The 24,411-nt window shown below is 44.5% G+C and carries 22 protein-coding genes; 8 read left to right on the top strand and 14 right to left on the bottom strand.

The features are described 5' to 3' along the window. Positions 1–20 precede the first annotated feature (20 nt). Together ACHLI0_RS00635 and ACHLI0_RS00640 are read left to right on the top strand one after the other, a co-directional pair. Positions 21–1,583 carry a cytochrome ubiquinol oxidase subunit I gene (locus tag ACHLI0_RS00635; RefSeq protein ID WP_490748216.1) on the top strand — a complete coding sequence of 521 codons (1,563 nt, stop codon included), beginning with the start codon at positions 21–23 and terminating at the stop codon, positions 1,581–1,583. A gap of 161 nt (positions 1,584–1,744) precedes the next feature. After that, on the top strand, positions 1,745–2,887 hold the full coding sequence (locus ACHLI0_RS00640) for a cytochrome d ubiquinol oxidase subunit II (protein ID WP_217718625.1): 1,143 nt from the start codon (positions 1,745–1,747) through the stop codon (positions 2,885–2,887). A gap of 209 nt (positions 2,888–3,096) precedes the next feature. Here ACHLI0_RS00640 and ACHLI0_RS00645 read toward each other — a convergent pair whose 3' ends face one another. The 6 genes from ACHLI0_RS00645 to wecB all read right to left on the bottom strand — a co-directional run bounded on the left by ACHLI0_RS00645 (position 3,097) and on the right by wecB (position 10,345). Continuing rightward, a complete protein-coding gene (locus ACHLI0_RS00645) occupies positions 3,097–3,480 on the bottom strand; it encodes a DUF805 domain-containing protein (protein ID WP_490748217.1) in 384 nt (127 codons plus the stop codon). A 127-nt stretch (positions 3,481–3,607) separates the two neighbouring features. Continuing rightward, entirely contained in the window at positions 3,608–4,564 is a 957-nt protein-coding gene (locus ACHLI0_RS00650) for a D-2-hydroxyacid dehydrogenase (RefSeq protein ID WP_490748218.1), read from the bottom strand. A gap of 29 nt (positions 4,565–4,593) precedes the next feature. Then, positions 4,594–4,941, bottom strand: a complete 348-nt coding sequence (locus ACHLI0_RS00655) for a four helix bundle protein (RefSeq protein ID WP_055217587.1) — start codon at positions 4,939–4,941, stop codon at positions 4,594–4,596. Between the two features lie 51 nt (positions 4,942–4,992). Next, complete coding sequence (locus ACHLI0_RS00660) at positions 4,993–6,261, bottom strand: replication-associated recombination protein A (RefSeq protein ID WP_008765915.1); 1,269 nt, start codon at positions 6,259–6,261, stop codon at positions 4,993–4,995. A gap of 4 nt (positions 6,262–6,265) precedes the next feature. Beyond that, positions 6,266–8,842, bottom strand: coding sequence for a DUF5686 and carboxypeptidase-like regulatory domain-containing protein (locus ACHLI0_RS00665; RefSeq protein ID WP_490748219.1), 2,577 nt, complete (start codon positions 8,840–8,842; stop codon positions 6,266–6,268). A gap of 417 nt (positions 8,843–9,259) precedes the next feature. Beyond that, on the bottom strand, positions 9,260–10,345 hold the full coding sequence (wecB, locus tag ACHLI0_RS00670) for a non-hydrolyzing UDP-N-acetylglucosamine 2-epimerase (RefSeq protein WP_130041728.1): 1,086 nt from the start codon (positions 10,343–10,345) through the stop codon (positions 9,260–9,262). Between the two features lie 82 nt (positions 10,346–10,427). On the opposite strand from wecB, the gene ACHLI0_RS00675 reads away from it, so the two are divergent. After that, complete coding sequence (locus tag ACHLI0_RS00675; RefSeq protein WP_008765911.1) at positions 10,428–11,057, top strand: trimeric intracellular cation channel family protein; 630 nt, start codon at positions 10,428–10,430, stop codon at positions 11,055–11,057. A 5-nt stretch (positions 11,058–11,062) separates the two neighbouring features. On the opposite strand, the gene ACHLI0_RS00680 is transcribed toward ACHLI0_RS00675, so the two are convergent. The 3 genes from ACHLI0_RS00680 to ACHLI0_RS00690 form a co-directional block, all read right to left on the bottom strand. Beyond that, positions 11,063–11,557, bottom strand: coding sequence for a DUF4251 domain-containing protein (locus ACHLI0_RS00680; RefSeq protein WP_072067047.1), 495 nt, complete (start codon positions 11,555–11,557; stop codon positions 11,063–11,065). A 95-nt stretch (positions 11,558–11,652) separates the two neighbouring features. After that, positions 11,653–12,615, bottom strand: a complete 963-nt coding sequence (locus ACHLI0_RS00685) for a M48 family metallopeptidase (RefSeq protein ID WP_490748220.1) — start codon at positions 12,613–12,615, stop codon at positions 11,653–11,655. Between the two features lie 12 nt (positions 12,616–12,627). Further along, positions 12,628–13,188, bottom strand: coding sequence for a LemA family protein (locus ACHLI0_RS00690; protein ID WP_008763440.1), 561 nt, complete (start codon positions 13,186–13,188; stop codon positions 12,628–12,630). Between the two features lie 242 nt (positions 13,189–13,430). Between ACHLI0_RS00690 and ACHLI0_RS00695 the strand changes: the two genes are divergently transcribed. Then, complete coding sequence (locus ACHLI0_RS00695) at positions 13,431–13,934, top strand: RNA polymerase sigma factor (RefSeq protein WP_008763441.1); 504 nt, start codon at positions 13,431–13,433, stop codon at positions 13,932–13,934. Between the two features lie 209 nt (positions 13,935–14,143). Next, positions 14,144–15,919, top strand: coding sequence for a hydroxymethylglutaryl-CoA lyase-like TIM-barrel protein (locus ACHLI0_RS00700; RefSeq protein WP_016267767.1), 1,776 nt, complete (start codon positions 14,144–14,146; stop codon positions 15,917–15,919). An 87-nt stretch (positions 15,920–16,006) separates the two neighbouring features. Here ACHLI0_RS00700 and mtgA read toward each other — a convergent pair whose 3' ends face one another. The 3 genes from mtgA to ACHLI0_RS00715 form a co-directional block, all read right to left on the bottom strand. Then, positions 16,007–16,753, bottom strand: a complete 747-nt coding sequence (gene mtgA / locus ACHLI0_RS00705; RefSeq protein WP_490748221.1) for a monofunctional biosynthetic peptidoglycan transglycosylase — start codon at positions 16,751–16,753, stop codon at positions 16,007–16,009. Further along, positions 16,731–17,447, bottom strand: a complete 717-nt coding sequence (locus ACHLI0_RS00710; protein ID WP_008765906.1) for a YiaD family glycine zipper/OmpA-like lipoprotein — start codon at positions 17,445–17,447, stop codon at positions 16,731–16,733. Before ACHLI0_RS00710 ends, mtgA begins: the two co-directional genes overlap by 23 nt. Positions 17,448–17,592: 145 nt before the next feature. After that, the gene (locus ACHLI0_RS00715; protein WP_055217592.1) at positions 17,593–18,948 is read right to left on the bottom strand and encodes an MATE family efflux transporter; all 1,356 of its coding nucleotides are present in this window, start codon (positions 18,946–18,948) and stop codon (positions 17,593–17,595) included. Between the two features lie 91 nt (positions 18,949–19,039). Here ACHLI0_RS00715 and ACHLI0_RS00720 point away from each other — a divergent pair, with 91 nt between their 5' ends. From ACHLI0_RS00720 to rsgA, 3 genes are all read left to right on the top strand, one after another. Further along, positions 19,040–20,431 carry a GDSL-type esterase/lipase family protein gene (locus ACHLI0_RS00720; protein WP_490748222.1) on the top strand — a complete coding sequence of 464 codons (1,392 nt, stop codon included), beginning with the start codon at positions 19,040–19,042 and terminating at the stop codon, positions 20,429–20,431. A gap of 81 nt (positions 20,432–20,512) precedes the next feature. Further along, positions 20,513–21,283, top strand: coding sequence for a hypothetical protein (locus ACHLI0_RS00725; RefSeq protein ID WP_490748223.1), 771 nt, complete (start codon positions 20,513–20,515; stop codon positions 21,281–21,283). A gap of 283 nt (positions 21,284–21,566) precedes the next feature. Further along, entirely contained in the window at positions 21,567–22,634 is a 1,068-nt protein-coding gene (gene rsgA / locus ACHLI0_RS00730) for a ribosome small subunit-dependent GTPase A (RefSeq protein ID WP_490748224.1), read from the top strand. A 112-nt stretch (positions 22,635–22,746) separates the two neighbouring features. Here the strand turns inward: rsgA and ACHLI0_RS00735 are convergent, their stop codons facing one another. Next, entirely contained in the window at positions 22,747–23,217 is a 471-nt protein-coding gene (locus tag ACHLI0_RS00735; RefSeq protein ID WP_490748225.1) for a GyrI-like domain-containing protein, read from the bottom strand. 20 nt (positions 23,218–23,237) lie between these two features. Further along, entirely contained in the window at positions 23,238–24,371 is a 1,134-nt protein-coding gene (locus ACHLI0_RS00740; protein WP_490748226.1) for a GyrI-like domain-containing protein, read from the bottom strand. Between the last annotated feature and the right edge of the window lie 40 nt (positions 24,372–24,411).

The following is a 24,411-nucleotide window of genomic DNA, read 5'->3' on the forward strand; positions in this document are numbered from 1 at the left end:
CTCTTAAACTACATAAGATTATGATTGAAAGTATTGACACCTCGCTGATCGATTGGTCGAGAGCCCAATTTGCGATGACAGCCATGTACCACTGGATTTTCGTTCCGCTCACCCTCGGACTGGCTGTGGTGATGGGAATAATGGAGACGTTGTATTATAAAACAGGCAATGAATTTTGGAAGCGGACAGCCAAGTTCTGGATGAAACTTTTCGGTATTAACTTCGCCATCGGTGTGGCGACAGGCTTGATTCTGGAGTTTGAGTTTGGTACGAACTGGAGTAATTATTCTTGGTTTGTAGGTGATATTTTCGGTGCGCCGCTTGCCATCGAAGGTATTCTGGCGTTCTTTATGGAAGCCACGTTTATCGCTGTCATGTTCTTCGGATGGGATAAGGTGAGCAAACGCTTCCACCTTGCTTCTACCTGGCTGACTGGTCTGGGGGCTACGATCTCCGCTTGGTGGATTCTCGTAGCAAACGCATGGATGCAGCATCCGGTAGGTATGGAGTTCAATCCCGATACAGTGCGTAATGAGATGGTGGATTTCTGGGCGGTGGCAACTTCGCCTGTGGCGGTCAACAAGTTCTTTCATACAGTATTGTCCGGATGGGTACTTGGTGGCGTGTTCGTTGTAGGAATCAGTTGTTGGTTTCTCTTGAAGAAGCGTAATCGTGAGTTTGCGCTTGCAAGTATAAAGATCGGTGCCATCTTCGGACTGGTTGCTTCGCTTCTGGCTGTATGGACGGGCGATGGTTCCGGCTATCAGATTGCACAGACCCAACCGATGAAACTGGCGGCTGTAGAAGGACTTTATGAAGGAGGAACCAACGTAGGTCTGGTGGGAATCGGAATGCTGAACCCCGAAAAGAAGACTTATAATGATGGGAGAGACCCTTTCCTGTTCCGGATTGAGATACCCAGTATGCTTTCGTTCCTTGCCGAGCGGGATGTGGACGGATATGTCCCCGGAATTACCAATATTATCGAAGGCGGTTATCAGCTGAAAGACGGTACGACTGCTTTGTCGGCAGCCGAAAAGATAGAGCGGGGTAAGACCGCTATCGGAGCGCTGGCTGCTTATCGTGCAGCGAAGAGCGCCGGACATGAGGAAGATGCCGCTGTTGCCTATCAGGTTTTGCAGGAGAATATGCCATACTTCGGATACGGATATATTAAAGATGTGAATCAGCTGGTTCCGAATGTTCCTCTGAACTTCTACGCTTTCCGTATAATGGTCATTCTGGGCGGATATTTTATCCTTTTCTTCATCGTTGTGCTCTTCTTTATATATAAGAAAGATTTGAGTAAGATGCGCTGGATGCATTGGATCGCTCTGTTGACTATTCCTTTGGCTTACATTGCCGGACAGGCAGGCTGGGTGGTTGCCGAATGCGGTCGCCAGCCTTGGGCTATCCGCGATATGCTTCCTACATCGGCGGCTATCTCTAAATTGGATGTAGGCTCCGTTCAGGCTACTTTCTTTATCTTCCTGATCTTGTTTACCGTAATGCTGATTGCAGAGATAGGGATTATGGTGAAGGCAATTAAGAAAGGACCGGAAGAAGAGATAAGTAATAGGTAATAGGTATTAAGTAATAAGTATTAAGTATTAATCGTAGCTGCTGCCTGATTTGTCATTATGGTTGACGTTATTACTTATTATCTATTACTTATTACTTGATACTATATATTGCTTATTACTTGAGCTAATACTTAATACTTAAAACTTAATACTTACATATTATGTATATATTTCTACAACAATATTGGTGGCTGGTCGTTTCCTTGCTGGGGGCCATACTTGTATTTTTATTATTTGTGCAGGGAGGAAATTCTTTGTTGTTCTGTTTGGGTAAGACAGAGGAACATCGTAAGATGATGGTGAACTCTACCGGACGTAAGTGGGAGTTTACGTTTACTACGCTGGTGACGTTCGGAGGTGCTTTCTTTGCTTCGTTCCCGTTGTTTTACAGTACCAGTTTCGGTGGGGCTTATTGGCTTTGGATGATTATTCTTTTCAGTTTTGTGTTGCAGGCTGTGAGTTACGAGTTCCAGAGCAAGGCAGGGAATTTGCTGGGGAAAAAGACCTATCAGACTTTCTTGGTAATTAATGGGGTAGTAGGACCTCTGTTGCTGGGTGGAGCAGTTGCTACTTTCTTCACCGGTTCTGATTTCTATATCAATAAGGCGAATATGACGGATACGATTATGCCGGTTATCAGTCATTGGGGAAATGGATGGCACGGGCTGGACGCGTTGACTAATATATGGAATGTTATTCTCGGATTGGCTGTTTTCTTTTTGGCGCGTGTATTGGGTTCGCTATATTTCATTAATAATATAGCGGATAAGGAACTGACTGATAAGTGTCGCCGTGCAGTATTGAATAATACTATTTTCTTCCTTGTATTCTTTTTGGCATTTGTAATCCGTACATTGGTTTCTGACGGATTTGCTGTCAATCCGGATACATTGGAGGTTTATATGCAGCCTTATAAGTACTTTATCAACTTTATAGAAATGCCGGTAGTTCTGATCATCTTCCTGATAGGTGTAGTATTGGTACTTTTTGGAATCGGCAAGACGGTTCTGAAAAAGACTTTCGACAAAGGAATCTGGTTTGCAGGGATAGGTACGGTGCTGACAGTTCTGGCTTTGTTACTCGTAGCCGGATATAATAACACTGCTTATTATCCTTCATATACGGACTTGCAAAGTTCGCTGACATTGGCTAACAGCTGTTCGAGTGAATTTACGCTGAAGACTATGGCATATGTTTCTATTCTTGTTCCGTTTGTGATAGCTTACATATTCTATGCATGGCGTAGTATCGACCGCCATAAGATTACGGAGAAGGAGATGGATGAAGGAGGACATTCCTATTAAATATAGCTTTTCCCGAATAGAATAACAGATTGAATCTTTTATTGGGATTTACTGGAAAGAGACTGTCTCAAAATGCGATTGGCATATTATTAACTTTGTTCTAAATGACAGAGTTAAATGATAGCAGAATCTATTTTGAGGCAGTCTCTTCTTTTGATTATAATATCCTCTATAATAGCTTTTTTTTTATGTAATTAAGAAGTCTTGTTTCAGGCAGAAATGTTTTCTTGGGTATTATCAGTACTCTTGACAAATGATAGGTATGCCAATAAGAAGATATTTGCTATTGGAACGATTAATACCAATAGCCATAGACTGGATAACGAAATATCGCGCAATCTCTTTATGCATTGTGCCAGGAAATACCATAATGTTATGAGAATCATAACCGTGGTTGTAAATAGTATAATTCCTCCCCAAAAACTTAATGAAGGTGTTGTTCCCGGTTTATAGTCAACTCCAAAGTGTATAAATAGATCAATTATAGATATTGCCAAACATACAATGAAGTTTATAATTGATAGGATCATGGATAGCAGAAACTCTTTTCTATTGATTGTGCCTTTCAGATTGAAGAACTTTGATTCGAACATATTCGTGAGATTTGATGATTAGTATAAGATTTAATTTCCTTTTAAGGAATGGAAGGATCGGTTAGAAAATAAAGGCTGTTTCATTTTTGTTTTGAAACAGCCCTTTCTGTATAATTCAAATATATATTTACTTATTCACTACATTTTCCGGTGTTCCGGAGATATAAGCCTGTAGATTGCTAATGGCAATATTCATCAGACGTTCACGAGCTTCTGTGCTTGCCCATGCGATATGCGGAGTAATGTAGCAGTTCCTTGCAGTCAGCAACGGATTGTCTGCACGAGGAGGTTCCGAAGAAAGTACATCTACTCCGGCAGCATAAATCTTACCACTATTCAAAGCATCCGCAAGGTCTTGTTCGTTGATCAATGGGCCACGACCCGTGTTAATCAAGATAGCATTCGGCTTCATCATGGCAAGACGGCGTGCGTTCACCAATTCGTGAGTTTCCGGAGTGAGCGGGCAGTGCAGACTGATAATATCACACTCGCTGAACAACTGATCCAAATCCATCTTCTTGATTTCCGGTGGCAACTGGAAGTGAGACTTTGAAGTCAAAGCATATACCTGCATACCGAAACCGATGGCAACGCGAGCAGTAGTATATCCTGTATTTCCCAATCCGACAAGACCGATTTTCTTATCCCGCAGCTCTATCAACGGAGTATCCCAAAAACAGAAATCCTTGTTATTGGTCCAACGACCTTTGTGGACTTCTTCCGAATGATGCTGTACCTGCTGACAGATATTAAGAATGTGCGCAAATACCATTTGTGCAACGGAAGCTGTGCTATATGCAGGGATATTAGTTACAATAATACCACGTTCTTTGGCTGCTGCCGTATCCACTACGTTGTATCCCGTAGCAAGCACACCGATATACTTCAGTTCGGGCAAGGCAGCCATGTGATCGGTGTTGATGATTACTTTATTCGTCAGAATCACTTCAGCTCCGGCTGCGCGTTCCAATACTTCTTCGGGGGCAGTACGGTCATAGATGGTACATTCTCCGAGAGCTTTCAAACCTTCCCATGATAAATCACCGGGATTGGCGGCAAAGCCGTCTAAAACTACTATTTTCATAATAAGTAATAAGTAATAAGTAATAAATATTATGGGGCGTTCCCATTGTTTTTTAGTCTTACAATTGTGGCTGTCAGTAATTTAAGTATTTCCAGACAGTCTGTATTAATTGATTCATATTCTTCATCGCTTATATATTCTGTTTGTTGAAGTAAATATAGCCAATATTCTGTTTCAGAACATTCTTTTAGAGAAATGGAATATTTGTGTATAAAGTCAAGATGAGACTCAGCATAGACAGCCTCTCTTATATTAGCTCCTATCGAAGTCCCGCTACGTAATAATTGTTTTGAAAGAATCGTTTCCTTTTTGCAATCCCTTAAATATTTATATAGATTAATTATTCGAATTGCAAACCTTGTTGATTTCTCTTTCATCAAGTTTTCTTTCACAGCTACGATTATTACTTATTACCTATAACTTATTACTTATTTGAACCTTTCTCCCCATAACTGCTGCATCCGTTCTGCATGTTTCTGTTCGGCGGCATTGTTCTGAGGTTGCCATATTCGTTTTTCTTTCAGCTCGTCCGGCAAGAATTGTTGCTTCACGAAGTTGCCTTCGTAGCTGTGGGCGTACTTGTATTCCTGTCCATATCCGAGTTGTTTCATCAGCTTGGTGGGAGCATTGCGCAAATGCAGAGGCACAGGCAAGTTTCCGGTGGAACGCACCAACTCCAATGCATCGTTAATGGCACTGTATGCCGAATTGCTTTTAGGACTCGTTGCCAGATAGATCGTTGTTTCCGCCAAAGGGATGCGCCCTTCGGGCCAACCTATTTTCATCAGAGTTTCAAAGCAGGCATTCGCCAGCAGCAATGCATTCGGATTGGCCAAACCTATATCTTCGGCGGCAGAGATAACGAGTCTTCGCGCAATGAAAGCAGGGTCTTCACCACCTTCTACCATGCGGGCGAGCCAGTAAATAGCCCCATCCGGATCACTGCCACGGATAGACTTGATAAAAGCGGAAATGATGTCATAATGCATTTCCCCGTCCTTGTCGTAAGCCAACGGATTCTGTTGCAGACGTTCGGTCACCATATCATCGGTGATGACAACCGTTTCCTCTGTGTCCGATTCCACTACAAGTTCAAGTATATTGAGCAGTTTACGGGCGTCTCCGCCGGAGAAGCGCAGCATGGCTGTCGTTTCTTTGAGTTCGATTTTCCGTTCTTTCAGTATGGTGTCGGTAGTGATGGCACGTTGCAGAAGTTCGAGCAAATCTTCCTTTTCCAAAGATTTGAGCACATAAAGCTGGCAACGGGAGAGGAGAGGGCGGATCACTTCGAATGACGGATTCTCGGTCGTTGCGCCTATCAGCGTCACCGTACCGTTTTCCACAGCTCCCAACAAAGAATCCTGTTGCGACTTGCTGAAACGATGGATTTCATCAATAAACAAGATCGGACTGGATTGCGAGAAAAAGCGGTTGCTCTTGGCGCGCTCTATCACTTCGCGCACATCCTTGACGCCCGAAGTCACGGCACTCAGCGTATAAAACGGAGTTTCCAGTTTATTGGCGATAATCTGTGCCAATGTGGTTTTTCCCACTCCGGGAGGTCCCCAGAGGATAAACGAAGAAATGCGTCCCGCATCAATCATCTTGCGCAGGATAGCCCCCGGTCCAACTAAATGTTTCTGACCGATATAATCATCCAATGTCTTTGGTCGTAACCGTTCTGCTAAAGGTTGCATAGTTTTAGAATACCATTAATACCATGAAACGAATACCGTTCTTGTTGATACCCGGATTGTCACGGTAGGTGAAACGATGTACATATTCAACGTGCAGCAACTTGAAAATGTTGTAGATACCTATACTTCCCTCGATATACGGCACCTTCGGGTCCATCACGAAACTGGTGAACTTGCCGTCGCGTGTCGGGAAACGGAAGAGGTCGGGGTTGCTGCTCTTGAATGGATTGTTCTTGTCGGTCAATGTCCCCCACAATGCGCGGATACGGAACATTTCTCTCCATTTCAGATTCTTGATCAGCGGGATGCGGTTGAACAACTTTCCGTTCATGTCGTAAGAGAGGGACATGGACGCATAACGGTCGTTCAGGAATTCCATATTGTTGATCAGGGAGAATGTCTCACGTTGAGTGATATATGACAAGTTGGCTTCCGGCAGAATCAATAGCGGGAAAGGTACGACATTCCATTCTGCTCCTGCTTTTACGCTACAGTCTATCTTTCCCCACGAAGCAGGAAGCCAGAAACGTTTCCAGATGCTTGCTTCCGTGCGGTTGAAGTTGTATTCTCCTCCCAGCACGCCTTTGAAGCCCATGGCATGAGTCAGCGTGAAGATAGGAGCGTCCAGCGACACCGGAACACGGCGTTGCTTGGAGTTGACGAAAGATTCTCCCGGAGCATAACGCAGGGTCACACTCGCTTCGGAAGTCGTGACGTCATGTACACGGGTTTGTGCGGCGTCATTCCGCAGATATTCCAGTTTTCCGGTAGGCTCGTCATTTCGATGGCGGAGCATGGCTTTCACTCCGAATCCCGTCAGCGTTTCGAGTTCGTAGTTGATGGTAGCGTCACGCATGTATGACATCTGGTCTACCGTTGTCGTCTTCATTGAAAGGAAGATGTTGTCTTTGTCCGTAAACAGGAACTTGTCCATCGGCGACATTACATCATAACTGTACGTTGCAGATATAAAATGTTTGGGAAACTCCCATACTACATAATCCCGTTTGTTGAAAGAATAAGTCAGCGTTCCGCTATATTTCCACTTTTCGTCTTTCAGACCATAAGCTCCGTATCCGCTCAGGAACCAATGCTTGTCAAAGTGAGCAGTAGTCATACCGCTCAGGCGGAAACGGGTTCCGTCGATGTAGTTGCTTGAAATCATGGTGTTGATAGGACCAATATCCACTTTGCTCTTATGCTCTTTGCTGCCTGTTTCCACAAAGTTCTCGATCAATGCTTTCGCACCGAAGATGATATATTTGAATCCCGGAATCTGTTCCAGACGGTTGACGAATACATCCATATTGCTTTCCTTTCTGGTCAACGGTACCTGGCGTACACTTGCCCAGTATTCGTCACTCTTCGAAAGCATGTCGGCCTCCTTGATCACAGGACCTTTCAAACGGAACAACCGCTGTTCTATCGGATCAAACTTATAATTGCTGTATTTAGTCGTTCGTTCCACCTGTAGCCCTCCCGAGGTTTTGTTGGAACTCCATGAAAGGTCTACCGTCATGTCGTCATCCGCCAATACCCAGTTCCCGTTGGGAAGCTGCTCGTACTGCTGCACGATGTCCATGCGGTTGACAAAGTTGACACCACTCTTTTTAGGCAGGTTCATCGTACACTTCTGAACGGCATAGGTCGAATCTTTCAGCACATAAAGATGGCCTGTAAATCCGAAATCCTGTGAGTTCTGCGGTACGAACGTCAGATGTACGCATTCGCGCTTGTTCACCATCAGCGTATCCATCAGGTAGTATTTATAGAATGAGATGGCATTGTTGCCGATAGGGCTTACGAATCGCTGTTGGAGCAGCCGGATGTCATCATCATAGATGTTGATATCGGCAAAAACATCCTTCAGAACAGTCCCCAGCATGTCTCCTGTGGAGAAAAACTCTTCGATACCGTTGGAGTTCTTTCCTTTGATAATGGTCTTTTTGCTTTCGGGGTCTTTCCGGAAAATGGTCTGTGAGGCCGTTTCCTGTACGGAGATAGGGAGAATCAGTTTGTTGGTCGTCTCCGACACTTCCACCTGATCTTTGAGGAATGAGTATTTCTTGTAGATACCCTTTTCCAGTTTCTCCGGAGTCAGGTCGTTGATAGACATTTTCATTTTCTCGTACTTGTCGTACTGGTAGTAATCGTTCACTTCGAGCACTTGTGCTTTTTTGTGTTCGATCACTTTCTTCATGAATTCGACTGCCGGATTATTCTTGCGGGAGTATTTTTCTTTCTGTGGTTTTACGACTACTTCGGTGAGCATTACATCGTCCGGAGAGAGTTTGACATTGACGGTCTGATTTCCGGAGCCTACTTTGACGGTTTTGGTGACATATCCGATAGAAGAGAAAACGAGCGTTCCTCCGTTTCTCCGTGCGTCGAGCTTATATTCTCCGTCAATATTGGTGACAGTACCCATTTCTCTCTTGTCTTGATAATAGACAGAGATATACATTAGTGGTTCATGAGTGACTGAATCAGTTACAACCCCCTTTATTTGCTGCGCAAAAGCATTTGAAACTGCAAATACGACTAAGAGCAGTATTATTATTTTGTTATATCGTTGTATCATAACGTTCGTAGTAGGGCTGCAAAGTTAACAAATAAGTCTGAGTAAAATAGAGTATATAACTTTTTTTACCCATCGTTTTTTGTTATTTACAAGCTTATATTATTCAACAATGGAAGGAGGCAGATTGTTTTGGTCCTTTTTGTCCTTCCCTTTTCAACGTATGTCACATCATGCGAACCGACTTGCTCCGATTGTCCTCCGTAGTTCCAAAATCAGTTTCAACCGTTGAAACCAAAAGTTTCACGCCTTGAAACAATGTGTTTCAAGCAATGAAACAAAGTGTTTCCCGGCATGAAACTAAAAGTTTCAAGCGCTTGAAACTTTTTGAAACACTTAATGAATCTGACAATGACCGGCTTCTTCTGTCTGGCTATCGAGCCGGACTCGTTGATTATCAAGCCCGGTCAACCACTCCGGTCATTTACTTGTTAAAATTTGTACGATTCGTTCGGCTGTTCGTCCGTCCCAGCGTTCGGGGAGCTCGCCTTTCTTCCATTCACCTTTCATCAGCGTATCCATAGCCTGAGCGAGTGCCGCCGGATCTTCGCCGACCAGTTCATTCGTTCCCACGCGCCACGTTTCCGGATGTTCGGCATATGTGTTGAGCGTGATACAGGGGATGCCGAGGAACGTAGCTTCTTCGGCTACATTGCCGGAGTCCGTGATGATTCCTTTGGCTTTATTGATCAGATATCCGAAGAAAAGATAATTCTGCGGGGGCATGATATGAAGATTCGGGGCTTCTATGCCGAGGTCTTTGATTGCATTGCGCACATATGTGTGCATGGGCGCTACGATAGGCATACCAGCAGCTTTTTCGATCATCGTTTGCATCAACTTCCGCAGGTTCTCTTTGTTGTTGAGCAGTACACGTCGGTTGAGGGTGAGCAGGAGATAGTTGCCCTCCTGAAGTCCCAGTACGGAGAACCATACCGGTTTGAGCAGCCGGTTCCGGTTGAAACGAACGGTATCTACCAAAATGTTGCCGACATAATATACGTTTTCGCTTTCCGTGCCTGTCTGATTCAGATTTCGGTTGGCCACCATGCCGGCGGTAAACAGATAATCGGATACTCCGTCGGTAATCATCCGGTTTACTTCCTTCGGCATCTTCATGTCGAACGAGCGTGTGCCGGCTACCAGATGGGCTACCTTGATTCCTTGTTTCTTGGCTACGATGGCGCAACTCATGGTTGCTGTCAGATCGTCCACTACCAGGACGACGTGTGCCGGATTCTCCGTCAGCTCCTGTTCGAAGGCGATCATGATTCCGGCTGCCAGACTGGTGGGGTTACTGCTTTCCACTCCAAGGTAGACATCGGGAGCTTTCATGTCGAGATCCGAAAACAGGGAAGCATCCAGACTTGTATCGTCCCGTCTGCCTGTGTACACCAAACGGTAGGAGATGCTTTTACCCAGCCCTCTTGCGGCTTCGATGGCGCGTGCGATAGGGGCTATTTTCATGAAATTGGGGCGTGCCCCGGCAACAATTGTTATTTTCATATTGTTTCTATCTAATTCGTGTAGCAAAAGTACATTTTCTTACGGAATTTATTCGTTACTTTGCATACAAAATAACAAATATATGCCGACATTCGTTCAAATTCTTGATTTTATAGGCACATTTGCCTTTGCTATTAGTGGTATCCGGCTGGCTTCGGCAAAGCGTTTCGACTGGTTCGGAGCCTATGTCGTAGGTCTTGCTACCGCTATCGGTGGCGGTACCATCCGTGATGTACTGCTGGATGTGACACCCGGATGGATGACGAACCCTATCTATTTGATCTGTACGGGACTTGCCTTGATCTGGGTGATCTGCTTCGGTCGCTGGCTGATCCGTCTGAATAATACCTTTTTTATATTCGATACCATCGGACTGGCTTTGTTTACGGTGGTCGGTGTGGGGAAAAGTATCGCTTTAGGCTATCCTTTTTGGGTAGCCATCATCATGGGTAGTATCACAGGTGCCGCAGGAGGTGTGATTCGTGATGTCTTTATCAATGAGATCCCCTTGATTTTCCGAAAAGAAATCTATGCGATGGCGTGTGTAGTAGGCGGCATCGCTTACTGGCTGTGCGATGCCGCAGGGATGGAATCTTATGTCTGTCAGCTCGTTGGCGGATCGGCGGTATTTGTTACACGCATCCTTGCCGTGAAATATCACATTTGCCTTCCTATATTAAAAGGTAGTGAAGAGACTGACGGTGATTCTTGAAGATTTTATTTCTTGTCCAGATCCACTTCTCCCCGGTAGCTGATTGCCTGACGGTTCTGCATCGTGACATCGATGCTGGTGGTGCCGTCGGGGAACACTTTCGCCCTGAACTCAAAGAAGTCTTCCGGACTTCGTGCGGAGAATTTGATAACGGCGTTTCCCTTCTTATCCATATCCATTGTGTATTCTTTGAGGGGAGCGTTGAATATCAGCCCGCTTCCTCCGCCATAAGGAACGCTGTAAGCACGTCCGTAATAGGGGAGATAAGAGAATACCGAATCATTTCTGATTTGCAGTGAGTATTGTGAAGTCAGAGGTATAGAACGTCCGCGCATGGGCATAGCAGTGTTGACGTCTATCTTGTAGTCTTCTGATACGATCAGCTGTTTGACAGCTTCTTTCTTCTGTTCCTTCTTCTCCTTCTTGGTCTGTGCCGAAAGAGTCGGGATTCCTACTAGCATAGCCAGCAGTAGCATAAGGATTTGTTTTCTTGTTTTCATATCAGTTACAGTTTAGTGTATATATGTATAACACTCAAATATACTAAAAATAAGGAGTCCTCCTGCTTTCTTTAATGAAAATTAAACAGAAATCCCTAGAACTGTTCCAGAATGGAGATTCGTTTCTCGATAGGGGGATGCGTGGCAAAGAGTCCGCTAAGTCCGCTGAGGGCACTTTTCGACTGGTCGCCCGGATTCTGAATGAATAATTGCGCTACATCGCCACGTTTTACTGCTTCTATATCCGGATCATCGGAAATTTTGCGCAGGGCACTTGCCAATGCCAACGGATTCTTTGTCATCTCCGCCGAACCGGCATCCGCCATATATTCACGCTTCCGTGAAATGGCGAAGCGCATCAGACTGGCAAAGAAGTAACCGACAGCCGCTATTACTAAGGCAATCAGTATGATGAGGATAGCTCCTCCACCGTTTTTTCCGTTGCTACGTATGCGCGTGTGCGTAATAGTATAGAAAGTGATTTGCGTCAGCATCGAGAAGATTCCGACAAATACAATCGAGACGATCAGGAGGCGCACATCCCTGTTGCGGATGTGAGTCAGTTCGTGGGCGATGACTGCTTCCAGTTCTTCGTCGTTCAACTTCTGAATAATCCCTTTCGAGAGAGTGACCGTATAAGTGCGGTCGTTGATACCGCTGGCAAAAGCGTTCAATGAATCGTCGTCGATGATATTGATTTTCGGAGCCTTCATTCCGTTTGCCATGCAGAGGTTCTCGACCAGATTGTAGACACGTTTGTTTTCTCTGCGATCGAGAGGTTTGGCACCTGTGGCGGCTTTGATGATACTCGTATTCGCCCAGAAAGCAATCAGGAACCAAATCAATACGATCCCCATCGTATAGGGGAGGGCATTGATGAAAAGAGGATTAGCCAATTCCAGGATACTTACTTCCATGCTTTCACCGTGCCCAAAGGCGACCAACAGATAACAGGCCAGATAAAGCAATGCTGCTACCAGGCAGGGAAATAGAAATAACAGAAGAACAGAGCGCCGGTTGTTCCGGCTCTGCTGTGTTTGGATTCCGACGTACTGCATACGTGCTCGTTTTTAGAAACTGATCTTCGGTGCCTGTTCCAGATTCGCACGTTCGTTGGTACCCAGGTCGAACATGATTTCTCTGCGGAAACCTGCCATGCCTGCTATGATATTGGACGGGAATGTCTGAACCGCATTATTATATTCCTTCGTGGCCGAGTTAAAGTAACGGCGTACAGCAGCCAATTTATTCTCTACATCGGATACTTCTTCTTGCAGTTGCAGGAAATTCTGGTTTGCTTTCAGGTCCGGATAAGCCTCCAACGTGATTTTCAATCCCGATAAAGCGGAAGATAATTGATTCTCTGCTGCTATCTTTTCGTCGATTGTCTTGGCGCTGACTGCACCGTTACGTGCCTGAATCACCCGTTCGAGGGTATCTTTTTCGTGTGCGGCATATCCTTTCACGGTATCCACCAGTTGCGGGATAAGGTCGTGGCGCTGTTTCAGCTGCACGTCGATGTCTGCAAAAGCATTTTCACGGTTATTTCTCAGTCTCACCAATGAGTTGTACATAGAAGCAAAAATGATTCCCAACAGTACGATTATTCCTACGATAATAAGTATAGTCATGTCTTTTACTTTAAGTTAATAATACTACCCAAAAGTAAGTTATTTTGTATTGCCAAGCAAGAAGAAGAGAATAAAAAACGTCCTAAACCACCTAAAAACTATCAAAAAGCACCTAAAATCTATCATTTGACAGTTTCACCCCCTAAGAAATGACGAATTTCCCCCTGTTCGACTCATAAAATACCTTTAAACTTGCAAACGTCAAGAAAGAAACGAAATATTAACCGTAAAACCCTTAAAGTATGAAAAGTTTAAGTTTCAGAAAAGATTTAATTGGAGTTCAGGAAGAGTTGCTTCGTTTTGCTTATAAATTAACTGCCAATCGTGAAGAAGCAAATGATTTATTGCAAGAAACATCATTAAAGGCCTTGGATAACGAGGAAAAATATGTTCCCGATACAAATTTTAAAGGATGGATGTACACGATTATGCGTAACATCTTTATTAATAACTACCGTAAAATAGTACGTGACCAGACATTCGTAGATCAGACTGACAATCTGTATCATTTGAATCTCCCCCAAGATTCAGGATTTGAAAGTACGGAAGGCGCTTATGACTTGAAAGAGATGCACCGCATCGTCAACGCGCTGCCGAAGGAATATAAAGTACCATTTTCAATGCACGTATCCGGTTTTAAATACCGTGAGATCGCTGAGAAGCTGGACCTGCCCCTCGGAACGGTGAAGAGCCGCATATTCTTCACACGCCAACGTTTGCAACAAGAGTTGAAAGATTTTGTATAAATAGGGATAACACATTAGTCAAACAATTAATTCAGGTAAGGAGCAACGAGTAAAAACTCGCTTGCTCCTTTGATTTTGTGACAATATGATATTAAACATATCTTTATACCCCAACTTATTCTCTCTATATTTGTTATTATGTCAGGAAACTCAATATATTTGTATCAACTAGTTAACCTAAGTAATATAAATCTCATCTATTTACGGCAATGAAAAAGGAAATCAAATTCAGTCTCGTTTATCGGGATATGTGGCAGTCGTCCGGCAAGTATCAACCGCGTGCCGATCAGTTAGTAAGAATTGCTCCGTTAATTATCGAAATGGGTTGTTTCTCCCGTGTAGAAACCAACGGAGGCGCGTTCGAACAAGTCAACCTACTGTATGGCGAGAACCCGAACAAAGCCGTCCGGGCTTTCACGAAACCTTTCCACGAAGCCGGCATACAAACTCATATGCTCGACCGTGGTCTGAATGGTCTTCGAATGTATCCCGTTCCGGCAGATGTGCGCCGGTTAATGTATAAAGTGAAACATGCGCAGGGAGTGGACATTACCCGTATCTTTTGCGGCTTGAATGAAGTCAGAAATATTATTCCTTCCATTCATTATGCCCTTGAAGCGGGGATGATTCCGCAGGCAACGTTATGCATTACGTTCTCGCCCGTGCATACCGTAGAATATTATACTGCCATCGCCGAGCGTCTGATAGAGGCCGGTGCACCGGAAATCTGTCTGAAAGATATGGCAGGTGTCGGTCGCCCCGAAATGCTGGGACGTCTGACGAAAGCAATCAAGGAACGGCATCCCGAAATCATCATCCAGTATCACGGACATAGCGGACCGGGGCTTTCGATGGCTTCTATCCTCGAAGTTTGTGAGAATGGCGCGGATATTATTGATGTCGCAATGGAACCGATTTCGTGGGGGAAAGTTCATCCGGACGTTATCTCCGTGCAGGCTATGCTGAAAGACGCGGGATTTCAGGTGCCGGAGATTAATATGAAAGCCTACATGAAAGCCCGTGCCATGACACAGGAGTTCATTGATGATTTTCTGGGTTATTTTATGGACCCTACCAACAAGCATATGTCTTCTTTGCTCTTGAAATGCGGACTTCCCGGAGGCATGATGGGGTCTATGATGGCCGATCTGAAAGGAGTACATTCCGGCATCAATCTGATATTGAGAGGTAAGAACGAACCGGAACTGAGTATCGACGATTTGCTCGTGATGCTGTTTGACGAAGTGGAATATGTGTGGCCGAAACTCGGCTATCCTCCATTGGTGACTCCGTTCAGCCAATATGTGAAGAATGTGGCATTGATGAATGTGATGTCTCTGATCAAGGGAGAGGAGCGTTGGACGATGATCGACAACCATACCTGGGATATGATTCTGGGTAAGAGTGGTCGTTTGCCCGGTGCACTTGCTCCGGAGATTATCGCATTGGCAAAAGAAAAAGGATACGAATTTACGGACGAAGACCCGCAGAAGAACTATCCGGATCAACTGGACGAGTATCGTAAGGAAATGACAGAAAACAGCTGGGATTTCGGACAGGATGATGAAGAACTTTTCGAACTGGCAATGCACGACCGCCAATATCGGGATTATAAATCGGGTATTGCCAAGAAACGTTTCGAAGATGATTTGCAGCGTGCCAAAGATGCCGCATTGGCAAAACAGGGATTCTCCGAAGAAGAAGTGAAACGGATGAAACGTGCCAAAGCCGAACCGGTGACGGCAATGGAGAAAGGGCAGATCATTTGGGAGATCGATGTGGAATCGCCTTCTATGCCGCCCGAAGTGGGACATAAATATGATCCGGACGATGTGTTTTGCTATATTGCTACTCCTTGGCATACATATGATAAGGTGTTGGCGAATTTTAGCGGTCGTGTGATCGAGGTATGTGCCAAGCAGGGAGCATTGGTAGATAAAGGCGAACCATTGGCGTATATCGAGAGGTGTGAGGAACCGGCATAGTCTGTATCTCAAATAATAACAGAAAAAAGTAATCCCTTTATCCTTGTCTTGTTTCTTGATGAAATAGACTGTGATAAAGGGATTGCTTTATTTCTTTTTCTTCTTCCTGGTGTCTTTCTTATCGACCGCCTTTTTCTCTACAGGCGGAAACTTAGGAACCAGATTCATTAATCGCAATATCTGTTTTTGTCGTTTCAATAGGTAAGCCGAAGGCTTCGCTGAGTTAAACCGTATTGGGTTAGGGAGCGTAGCGGCAATCAGTGCGCACTGTCCTGAGTTCAACTTGGCAGCTGTTGTGTTGAATTTATACTTTGCGGCAGCCTGTGCGCCATAAATCCCTTTTCCCATTTCGATGGAGTTAAGATATACCTCCATAATCCGTTCTTTCGACCAGAACAACTCTATCAGAAAGGTGAAATAAACTTCGAAACCTTTGCGTACCCAAGACGATTGCGGCCATAGGAACACATTCTTGGCTGTCTGCTGACTGATGGTACTTGCTCCGCGCTTCCGTTTCCGTTTCTCGTTTTCCTTCATCGCTTTCTCTATCTCGATGAAGTCAAATCCATTGTGTTCGGCAAAGCGGTTGTCTTCGGAGGCGATGACCGCCATCGGCAGGTGAGGAGATATCTTATCAAAAGAAACCCACGTGTGTTTCCACGTGGGTTTATCTCCTGACGCAAGCTGCTGTACACTTCGGATGACCATCAGCGGAGTGACATACACCGGCATAAAGCGGTAGACGATCACAGCCAGAATGGTAGATGCAAAGAAGAAAATCAGCAGGTTGCGCGCATAACGCAATATTTTTTTAATTGGAAGCGGCCTGTGCATCTTTAATCATCTGCTCACTTGCGTACATGTAAACTTCTACACGACGATTCTGTTCTCTTCCGGCAGCTGTGTCGTTGCTGGCGATAGGATCGCTTTCGCCCATTCCCTGCACACCTTTAATCTGGTTGGAAGAAACGCCGCAGTTTAACAGGTAGCTGGCTACACTCTGTGCGCGTTCCTGTGACAAGTTCAGATTCTTCTGACGGCTTTGTTCGGCAGTACTGTTTCTCCAGCCCTGATTGTCGGTATATCCGTAGATGGATACGTCCATGTCTCTGTTCTGGTTGAGTACGTTGTTGGCGAACTTGCTCAATGCAGACTTGGCAGCAGCACTCAGAGTTGCATTACCGGTAGTGAAAAGAATACCTGAATCGAATGTAACTTTTACTGCCTGCAATCCGTTGTTGTCAGTTATCTGCTCTACTTGTGCGCCTTCAATTTGTTTTGCTTCTGCTGCCGCTTTATCCATCTTCTTTCCGATAAGGGCACCTGTTCCTGCACCTACTGCAGTACCGATAGCCGCACCGATGGCAGCACCCTTGCCTTTACCGATAACACCGCCGAGGATAGCACCCAATGCAGCACCCGAACCACCGCCGATTGCGGCACCTTTGCCCGTATTGTTCATGCTTGCGCAGCCACTGAATATCATGGTTATACTCATGAAGAGAACCATCCATTTCATTTTGTTCATAATGCAATGTTTTTTAAATAGGTTTATAAAATAATACTTTAATAAATTAACAACGCAAAGATACATATTATTTGCCAAGGTCATACTTTTTAAGTTAAAATAACTCCGGATGATCTTTGTATATGTAAAATAACAAACGACACGACTACCTTGTTGACACGGAAGGCAGATTTAAGCATTTTTTCTTGATCATGGTGAACCATCCCAGGAGAATCAGCCCTTTGGCAATCGTTGTGACGCATACTGCCCACCAGATACCTTCTACTCCCATGCCCATCCGTACAAACAGGATGGCAAGCGGAATACGCATATAGTTGCATACGATGCTGACAATGGCGGGAGGCACGGTACGCCCGATGCCGTAGAACACTCCCTGCATCGTGATTTCGAGCATCATAAACAGCTGAGAATATCCGTCGATACGCAGAAATACACCTCCGGCTTCGTAAGCCGCCTGTTCGGGGACAAAGATCGAAAAGACCTCATTGCCGTAAAAGACAAACAGCAGCGTGCAGAAAGTTCCGAAGATTCCTGTCATCCATAGGGTGGTGTGCCAGGCTTTCAGTACCCGTTCTATTCGTCCGGCAGCGAAGTTTTGGGCAATAAAGGCGCTGAGTGCGGTGGAGAAACCTTGGGAGGTATTCCAGGTGATGGCTTCTATCTGTCCGCCGGTGGTGAAAGTCATCAGTCCGATGTGTCCGCCCTGTTCGGATGCGGTACGGCAGAGGAACATATTGACGAAGGCGAACAGTGTGTTTAGGGTAGCTACGGGCAGGCCTAGTTTCAGAATACGCCGCGTGTACTTTTTCTTCAGTCGGGAGAAGAAGGGGAAACCGCCGAGCAGGGCGTCTTTGCGGAAACGCAGCTGATAGATGAAGATGGCGAAAACCGTTGCCTGCGAGAGCCATGTAGCGTAGGCGGCACCGTTTGTTCCCAGTCCGAAGCCGAAGATAAACAGAGGGTCGAGAATGATATTCATAATCAGTCCCGTCCCACTGATATAGAATGGAATTTTGCTTCGTCCCGCTGCATTATAGATACCTGTGAAGGCAGCGGACAGGAATATGAACGGCAATGCGGTGGAAATAATCCGCAGGTATTCGATGGCATTGGCTGTGATGTGTTCTTCTAGTTCATAGATGCGGATAATGGGGCTTGCGAACATGAACAGCAGTCCGCCCCAGCAGATCGAAATGATCAGAGCAATCGTGATATTGTGTGAAGCGAACTGGCGTGCATCTTCCTGATTCTGCGCGCCGATGGATTGGCCTACGCTGACTTCGGACCCTACCTTATTTAATAAGGAGATAGAACCGGACATCCACGTCAGGATTCCTACCGAACCGATGGCGGCGACTGCCTCACTGCCCAGTCGTCCTACCCATGCCATGTCTGTAAGGCTGTATGCCATCTGTATAAACGACGTTGCCATGATAGGCATCGCCAGATTGAAAAGTTGGCGGTTGATAGGGCCGTGTGTCAGATTCTTAATTCCTTGCATATCACTTTTTCTATTTAAAAGGAGGCGCAAAGATACATAAAATTACTATCTTCGCACATCAAATATTCATTAATCAAAGTATACAGATACTATGAAACAGAAATTCTCTTCTCTTTTTGTATTGCTGGTCCTGCTATTGACAGGACTGCAAGTCTCGGCACAAAGTACGCCAAAACCATTTGATATTGAACAGCCTTCTCTTCGTGTTTTCCTGCCGGCACCGGAACTGGCGACAGGTCGTGCTGTGGTAGCCTGTCCGGGTGGGGGATACTCCGGTTTGGCGGTCAATCACGAAGGGTATGACTGGGCGCCGTATTTCAACAAACAAGGAATTGCATTGATTGTTCTCAAATACCGGATGCCGAAAGGCGACCGCACCCTCCCGATCTCCGACGCCGAAGCAGCCATGAAAATGGTACGTGACAGTGCTGACGTATGGAATCTGAATCCGAATGATATTGGTATCATGGGGTCTTCTGCCGGAGGCCATCTGGCTTCGACCATCGCTACACATGCGCCTGAAGCACTTCGTCCCAACTTCCAGATTCTCTTCTATCCGGTGATCACGATGGACAAATCTTTCACTCACATGGGGTCTCATGACAATCTGTTGGGTAAGGATGCTTCTGCCGAACTGGAAAAAGAATTTTCTAACGAGAAGCAGGTGACCAAAGAGACTCCCCGTGCTTTCATTGTTTATAGCGATGATGACAAGGTAGTTCCTCCTGCCAACGGAGTCAACTATTATCTGGCTTTAAATAAGAAAGGTGTTCCTTCCGTTCTCCATATTTATCCTACAGGCGGACACGGTTGGGGAATCCGTGAAGATTTCCTCTACAAGAGTGAAATGCAGAACGAACTGACTTCTTGGTTGCGTAGTTTCAAGGCTCCTCGCAAAGATGCCGTCCGTGTGGCTTGCATCGGCAACAGTATTACGTTCGGAGCAGGAATAAGAAATCGCAGCCGCGACAGCTATCCTTCCGTACTGGCCCGTATGCTGGGCGACAGCTACTGGGTGAAAAACTTCGGAGTGAGCGCCCGTACCATGCTGAACAAAGGAGATCATCCTTATATGAACGAACCTGCTTATAAGAATGCGTTAGCTTTTAATCCTAACATCGTCGTTATCAAACTTGGTACAAACGACAGCAAATCATTCAACTGGAAATACAAAGCAGACTTCATGAAAGATGCGCAGACCATGATCGACGCTTTCAAAGATCTTCCTTCACAGCCGAAGATTTATCTCTGCTATCCTTCCAAAGCTTATCTGACAGGTGACGGCATCAACGATGATATTATCTCTAAAGAAATCATTCCGATGATCAAGAAGCTCGCCAAGAAAAACGACCTGTCTGTTATAGACCTCCATACTGCTATGGACGGAATGCCCGAACTCTTTCCGGACCGTATTCATCCGAACGAAAAGGGAGCGCAGGTAATGGCAAAAGCTGTCTATCAATCTATCTCTGCTTTAAAATAAAAAAGATGTTACCGATCATTGAGCTTTTAACCGGATAATTGTATTAATAATATAGCCCCTGATAAAAGAAAGGAGAATATTATGATTAGAACAGTTACTGTCTTTGTTTTTGTGTCTTTTGCTTGTGTTGCTACTGCCTTTTCTCAAACTATAGAAAAGGAGAATAAAATAGATGTGCAAAAGAAAAATAGCTCCGCGGAAGTGAGCGGACGGCAGTTGCCCGAAGCAAAAAACATAGAACCGAAGTTACCGGATATAGAGGCTAAAAAGCTCGCAACAGATGATAAGTCCATGCAGACATACGGTCTGACACCTTCAAGTCCTGCATCGGGCTTATCTCCCTATTCTTACGATTTTCCGGCATTGCTGGAAAGTAATCCGACATTGACGGATTTTTATAATTTTCGTCAGCATTCTATGAATGGACAACTTTCCTTTATTGGGAGTGCAGAACAAAAGACTTATCTGGGATTGGGGCAATATGTAGCGGTAAATGCCGGAATACGCTGGATTCCTTCTCAAAGATTTTTCGTTGAAGCGGGAGGAACCTTAAGCCGGCAATTCTATTTGGCTTTGCCTATAGCGAGGCAAGATATAGCGGGAATATATACGAGAATGCATTATTCTTTAGCCAGAAATGTCCGGTTAAATGTCTGGGGACAATATTTTATGGGGGGAAATACACCTCCTCCGGCTTATAATCCGTTATTTCCACATACAGGGGTAGGAGCCTCTATCTCGGTCGATGTGAAAAAGAATACGGAAGTAAGTGTCGGTGCGGAATACCAGTACGACAAAAAATCAAGAGAATGGAAAATGGAAACGTCAGGCCGCGTATCCATTGGCTTTTGACACATATTTCATCATTCATTTGGCTCTGTTATTTATTTCTCATATCTTTGACGCATTAAAATTATAATGTTTCATTAAAACTAGTGGATGTTTAACTCATCATTTATTACATCGGATTTGGTCTGATAAGAATCTGTTCACTTTAACAGATTCGAACTTCCATACTTTCGGATAATCTTTCCGGAAGTGATTCTCCTATATTATATAACTTTAGTTTTTATACCCGCATACAATAGCGAAAGCATTGTTGTGCTTTCACGTGTATGCTATATATATTAAGATAATGAGTAACGAAAATAATAATCTGTCATTATATGGTTGGAGTGATAATCTATTCCGGCAAAAACAAATCTCACAATATAAAGATATGTCTCATGGACGAATCATCGTGACACATAAAACCTGTTATGAAGTAGTTGCAGAGGATGGTGTATATTTGTGCGAGTTAACAGGAAATATGATTTATGGCAGAATGCCTGATGAATATCCTTGTACGGGCGATTGGGTGATTTTTCAGCCATTCGATGCAAACAAAGGGATTATAGTTGATATATTGCCCCGTGAACGGGCGTTGTATCGAAAGAAGAACGGAAGGGTAGCCGACCGGCAGGCCATTGCTTCTTACGTCGATAAGGCATTTATTGTGCAAAGCCTTGATGATAATTTCAATGTTCGCAGGGCGGAACGTTTCATAGCCCAGGTAATGGAAGAAAATATCAAACCGGTATTAGTGCTCAATAAAGCCGATTTAGGTTGTGACAGACAGAAAATAGATGAAGCGATCAAACACATTGCCCGTCAGTTTCCTGTATTTATCACAAGTATTCGTCAACCTCAAACGATTCTTCGGTTGCGGGAATCCATAACAAAAGGCGAAACAGTTGTGTTTGTCGGCTCTTCGGGTGTCGGCAAGAGTTCTTTGGTGAATGCCCTTTGCGGGAAATCGGTATTGAATACTTCTGATATAAGCCTGTCTACAGGGAAGGGGCGGCATACTTCGACTCGTCGGGAAATGGTATTGATGGATGGCTCAGGTGTTTTAATCGACACTCCGGGTGTTCGGGAATTTGGTTTGGCGATTGACAATCCCGATTCGCTCACCGAAATGTTTGAAATATCCGACTATGCGGAATCATGCCGTTTCAGCGATTGTAAACATATCGACGAGCCGGGTTGTGCTGTTTTAGAGGCGGTACATAATGGTACGTTAGATTATAAGGTATATGAGAGTTATCTGAAACTCAGACGAGAAGCATGGCATTTCTCCGCTTCCGAACATGAAAAACGTAAAAAGGAGAAATCCTTTACGAAACTCGTAGAAGAAGTGAAGAAACGCAAGGCTAATTTCTAAAGAACTATTGAAGCAGGGGATGCCGGTACTTTATCAGACAAGGTGATACTGTATGACGGCTTCTCTGCTTCTTATTGTTTGGTAAGAGTTTACGGCAACTATTCTCTTGCTTTTAGAGTAAAGGCATTTCAACTCTTGTGACATGTTCCTCTTCGGGTACATCCGGATTGCTGTAATAATACTCTATTGATGTTCCCGAAGCCTTATATCCATTTGTTTTTATCCATTCGGTCATCTCATTGTACAACTGTGCCAGTTCATTGTAATTTCCTCTGTGCAGACATACGACTATTCTTCTGGCGGGGAGGATGACAGATTGTATTTTTTCGTCACCTTGTAAAGGTTTCGAAGATTTCAGTCCGATAATCATTTTTATACGATCTTCGGTCAGACTTTCGAAGTCGGGGTACTCTACGAAGGGGATATCCGTGGTTACTTCTCCCTGTTGCTTGAATAAAGAGTCTATTCTTACAAAATTCTCTCCGATAGCCTGTGACATACCTTTCATGTCGGTTTGTACTTCAATAGCCAAAGCGGACTGTTCCGGCTGCTGTAAAAGCATGATTTCTGATATTTTTGCCATAGATTCTGTTTTAATGGTGATTATTTCCGTATGACCGGTATATATATTTCTGTTAGTAATTCTGACGTTTCCGTGGTAGACGGATGATTCATATACATCTCAAAGCTGAATGTGCTTTGGGGATGGTATTTACTTTTCGGAAACCATTCCTCATAAATGCTCCTGTACACCTTGTGTAAGGAAGAATAGCTCCCCGTATGCCTGAACACGGCATATCGCCCTCCGGGAATCTGCATGATTCCTGGTGCCGGTCTCGCTTTAGTATTATCGTGAAGGGTGATGCCCAGATAGAACCGGCACTTCTCCGTAGGCGTAATTGACGGATCGTCCATACTAAGGCTGATAAACTTGTCATATCGTGGGTCTGCTTCATACTGTTCGGCATGATGCAGTAGTTTATTCCAAAGTAATCTGTATTTTAGTTTGTTTTTATACGCTTCACCCACTTCGATGCAGAATATCTTTATCGGGCTGATCACTTTTATCTCCGGTTTTATGTCTGTTGCCGGATTTTCACCGTTCGGTCTGTGCTTCTCTCTGTATTGAGAAGTTGATATACCAAAATGTTTCTTAAAAGCTTTGGCGATACTGTATTTAGTCTGATAACTCGTTTGTTCTATGATTTGCTTTAGCGTATAGTCCGTAGAGATCAGCAGATGTGCAACGTGTTCTATGCGTAAACGCTGTATGTAACTGCCGATATTCTCTCCGGTAGCGGTGCGGAACACTCTTCTGAAATGAAATTTGGACAGTCCGCTCATCGAGCTCAGCGTGTCGGTATCCAGTGCTTCCATCAGATGGCCGTTGATGTACACTATTATGTTCTGAATCATCTTATGATGAAGGCTGCTTGTCTCTTGCTTTTGCCGCCACCTGTTCAGCGTGGGAAGACGTTTGTCCAGTATCTCCCTCAGCTCTTTCGGAGAATAGTCTGTGTCTGCGTATTCATTATATTTATCTGTATATTTTATCCAGATGTCGATCATTTCCCACATGGATATATCGACAATGTATTTCCCATCCTTCAGGCAGTAATAACAAAACTCATCACTCCTCGAACCGTCGGAGTTGGTGCCTAAATATTCCTCCACGTCGAAGCGGAGCGGCATTCCGCAGCTTTGGCAATATCTTTTATTTATTTCTGATTCAACCATTTGACTAATCTTGCATTCTTTGCAAAAATAAGCTATTTTT

It is taken from the genome of Bacteroides sp. RCH18 (assembly GCF_058231005.1).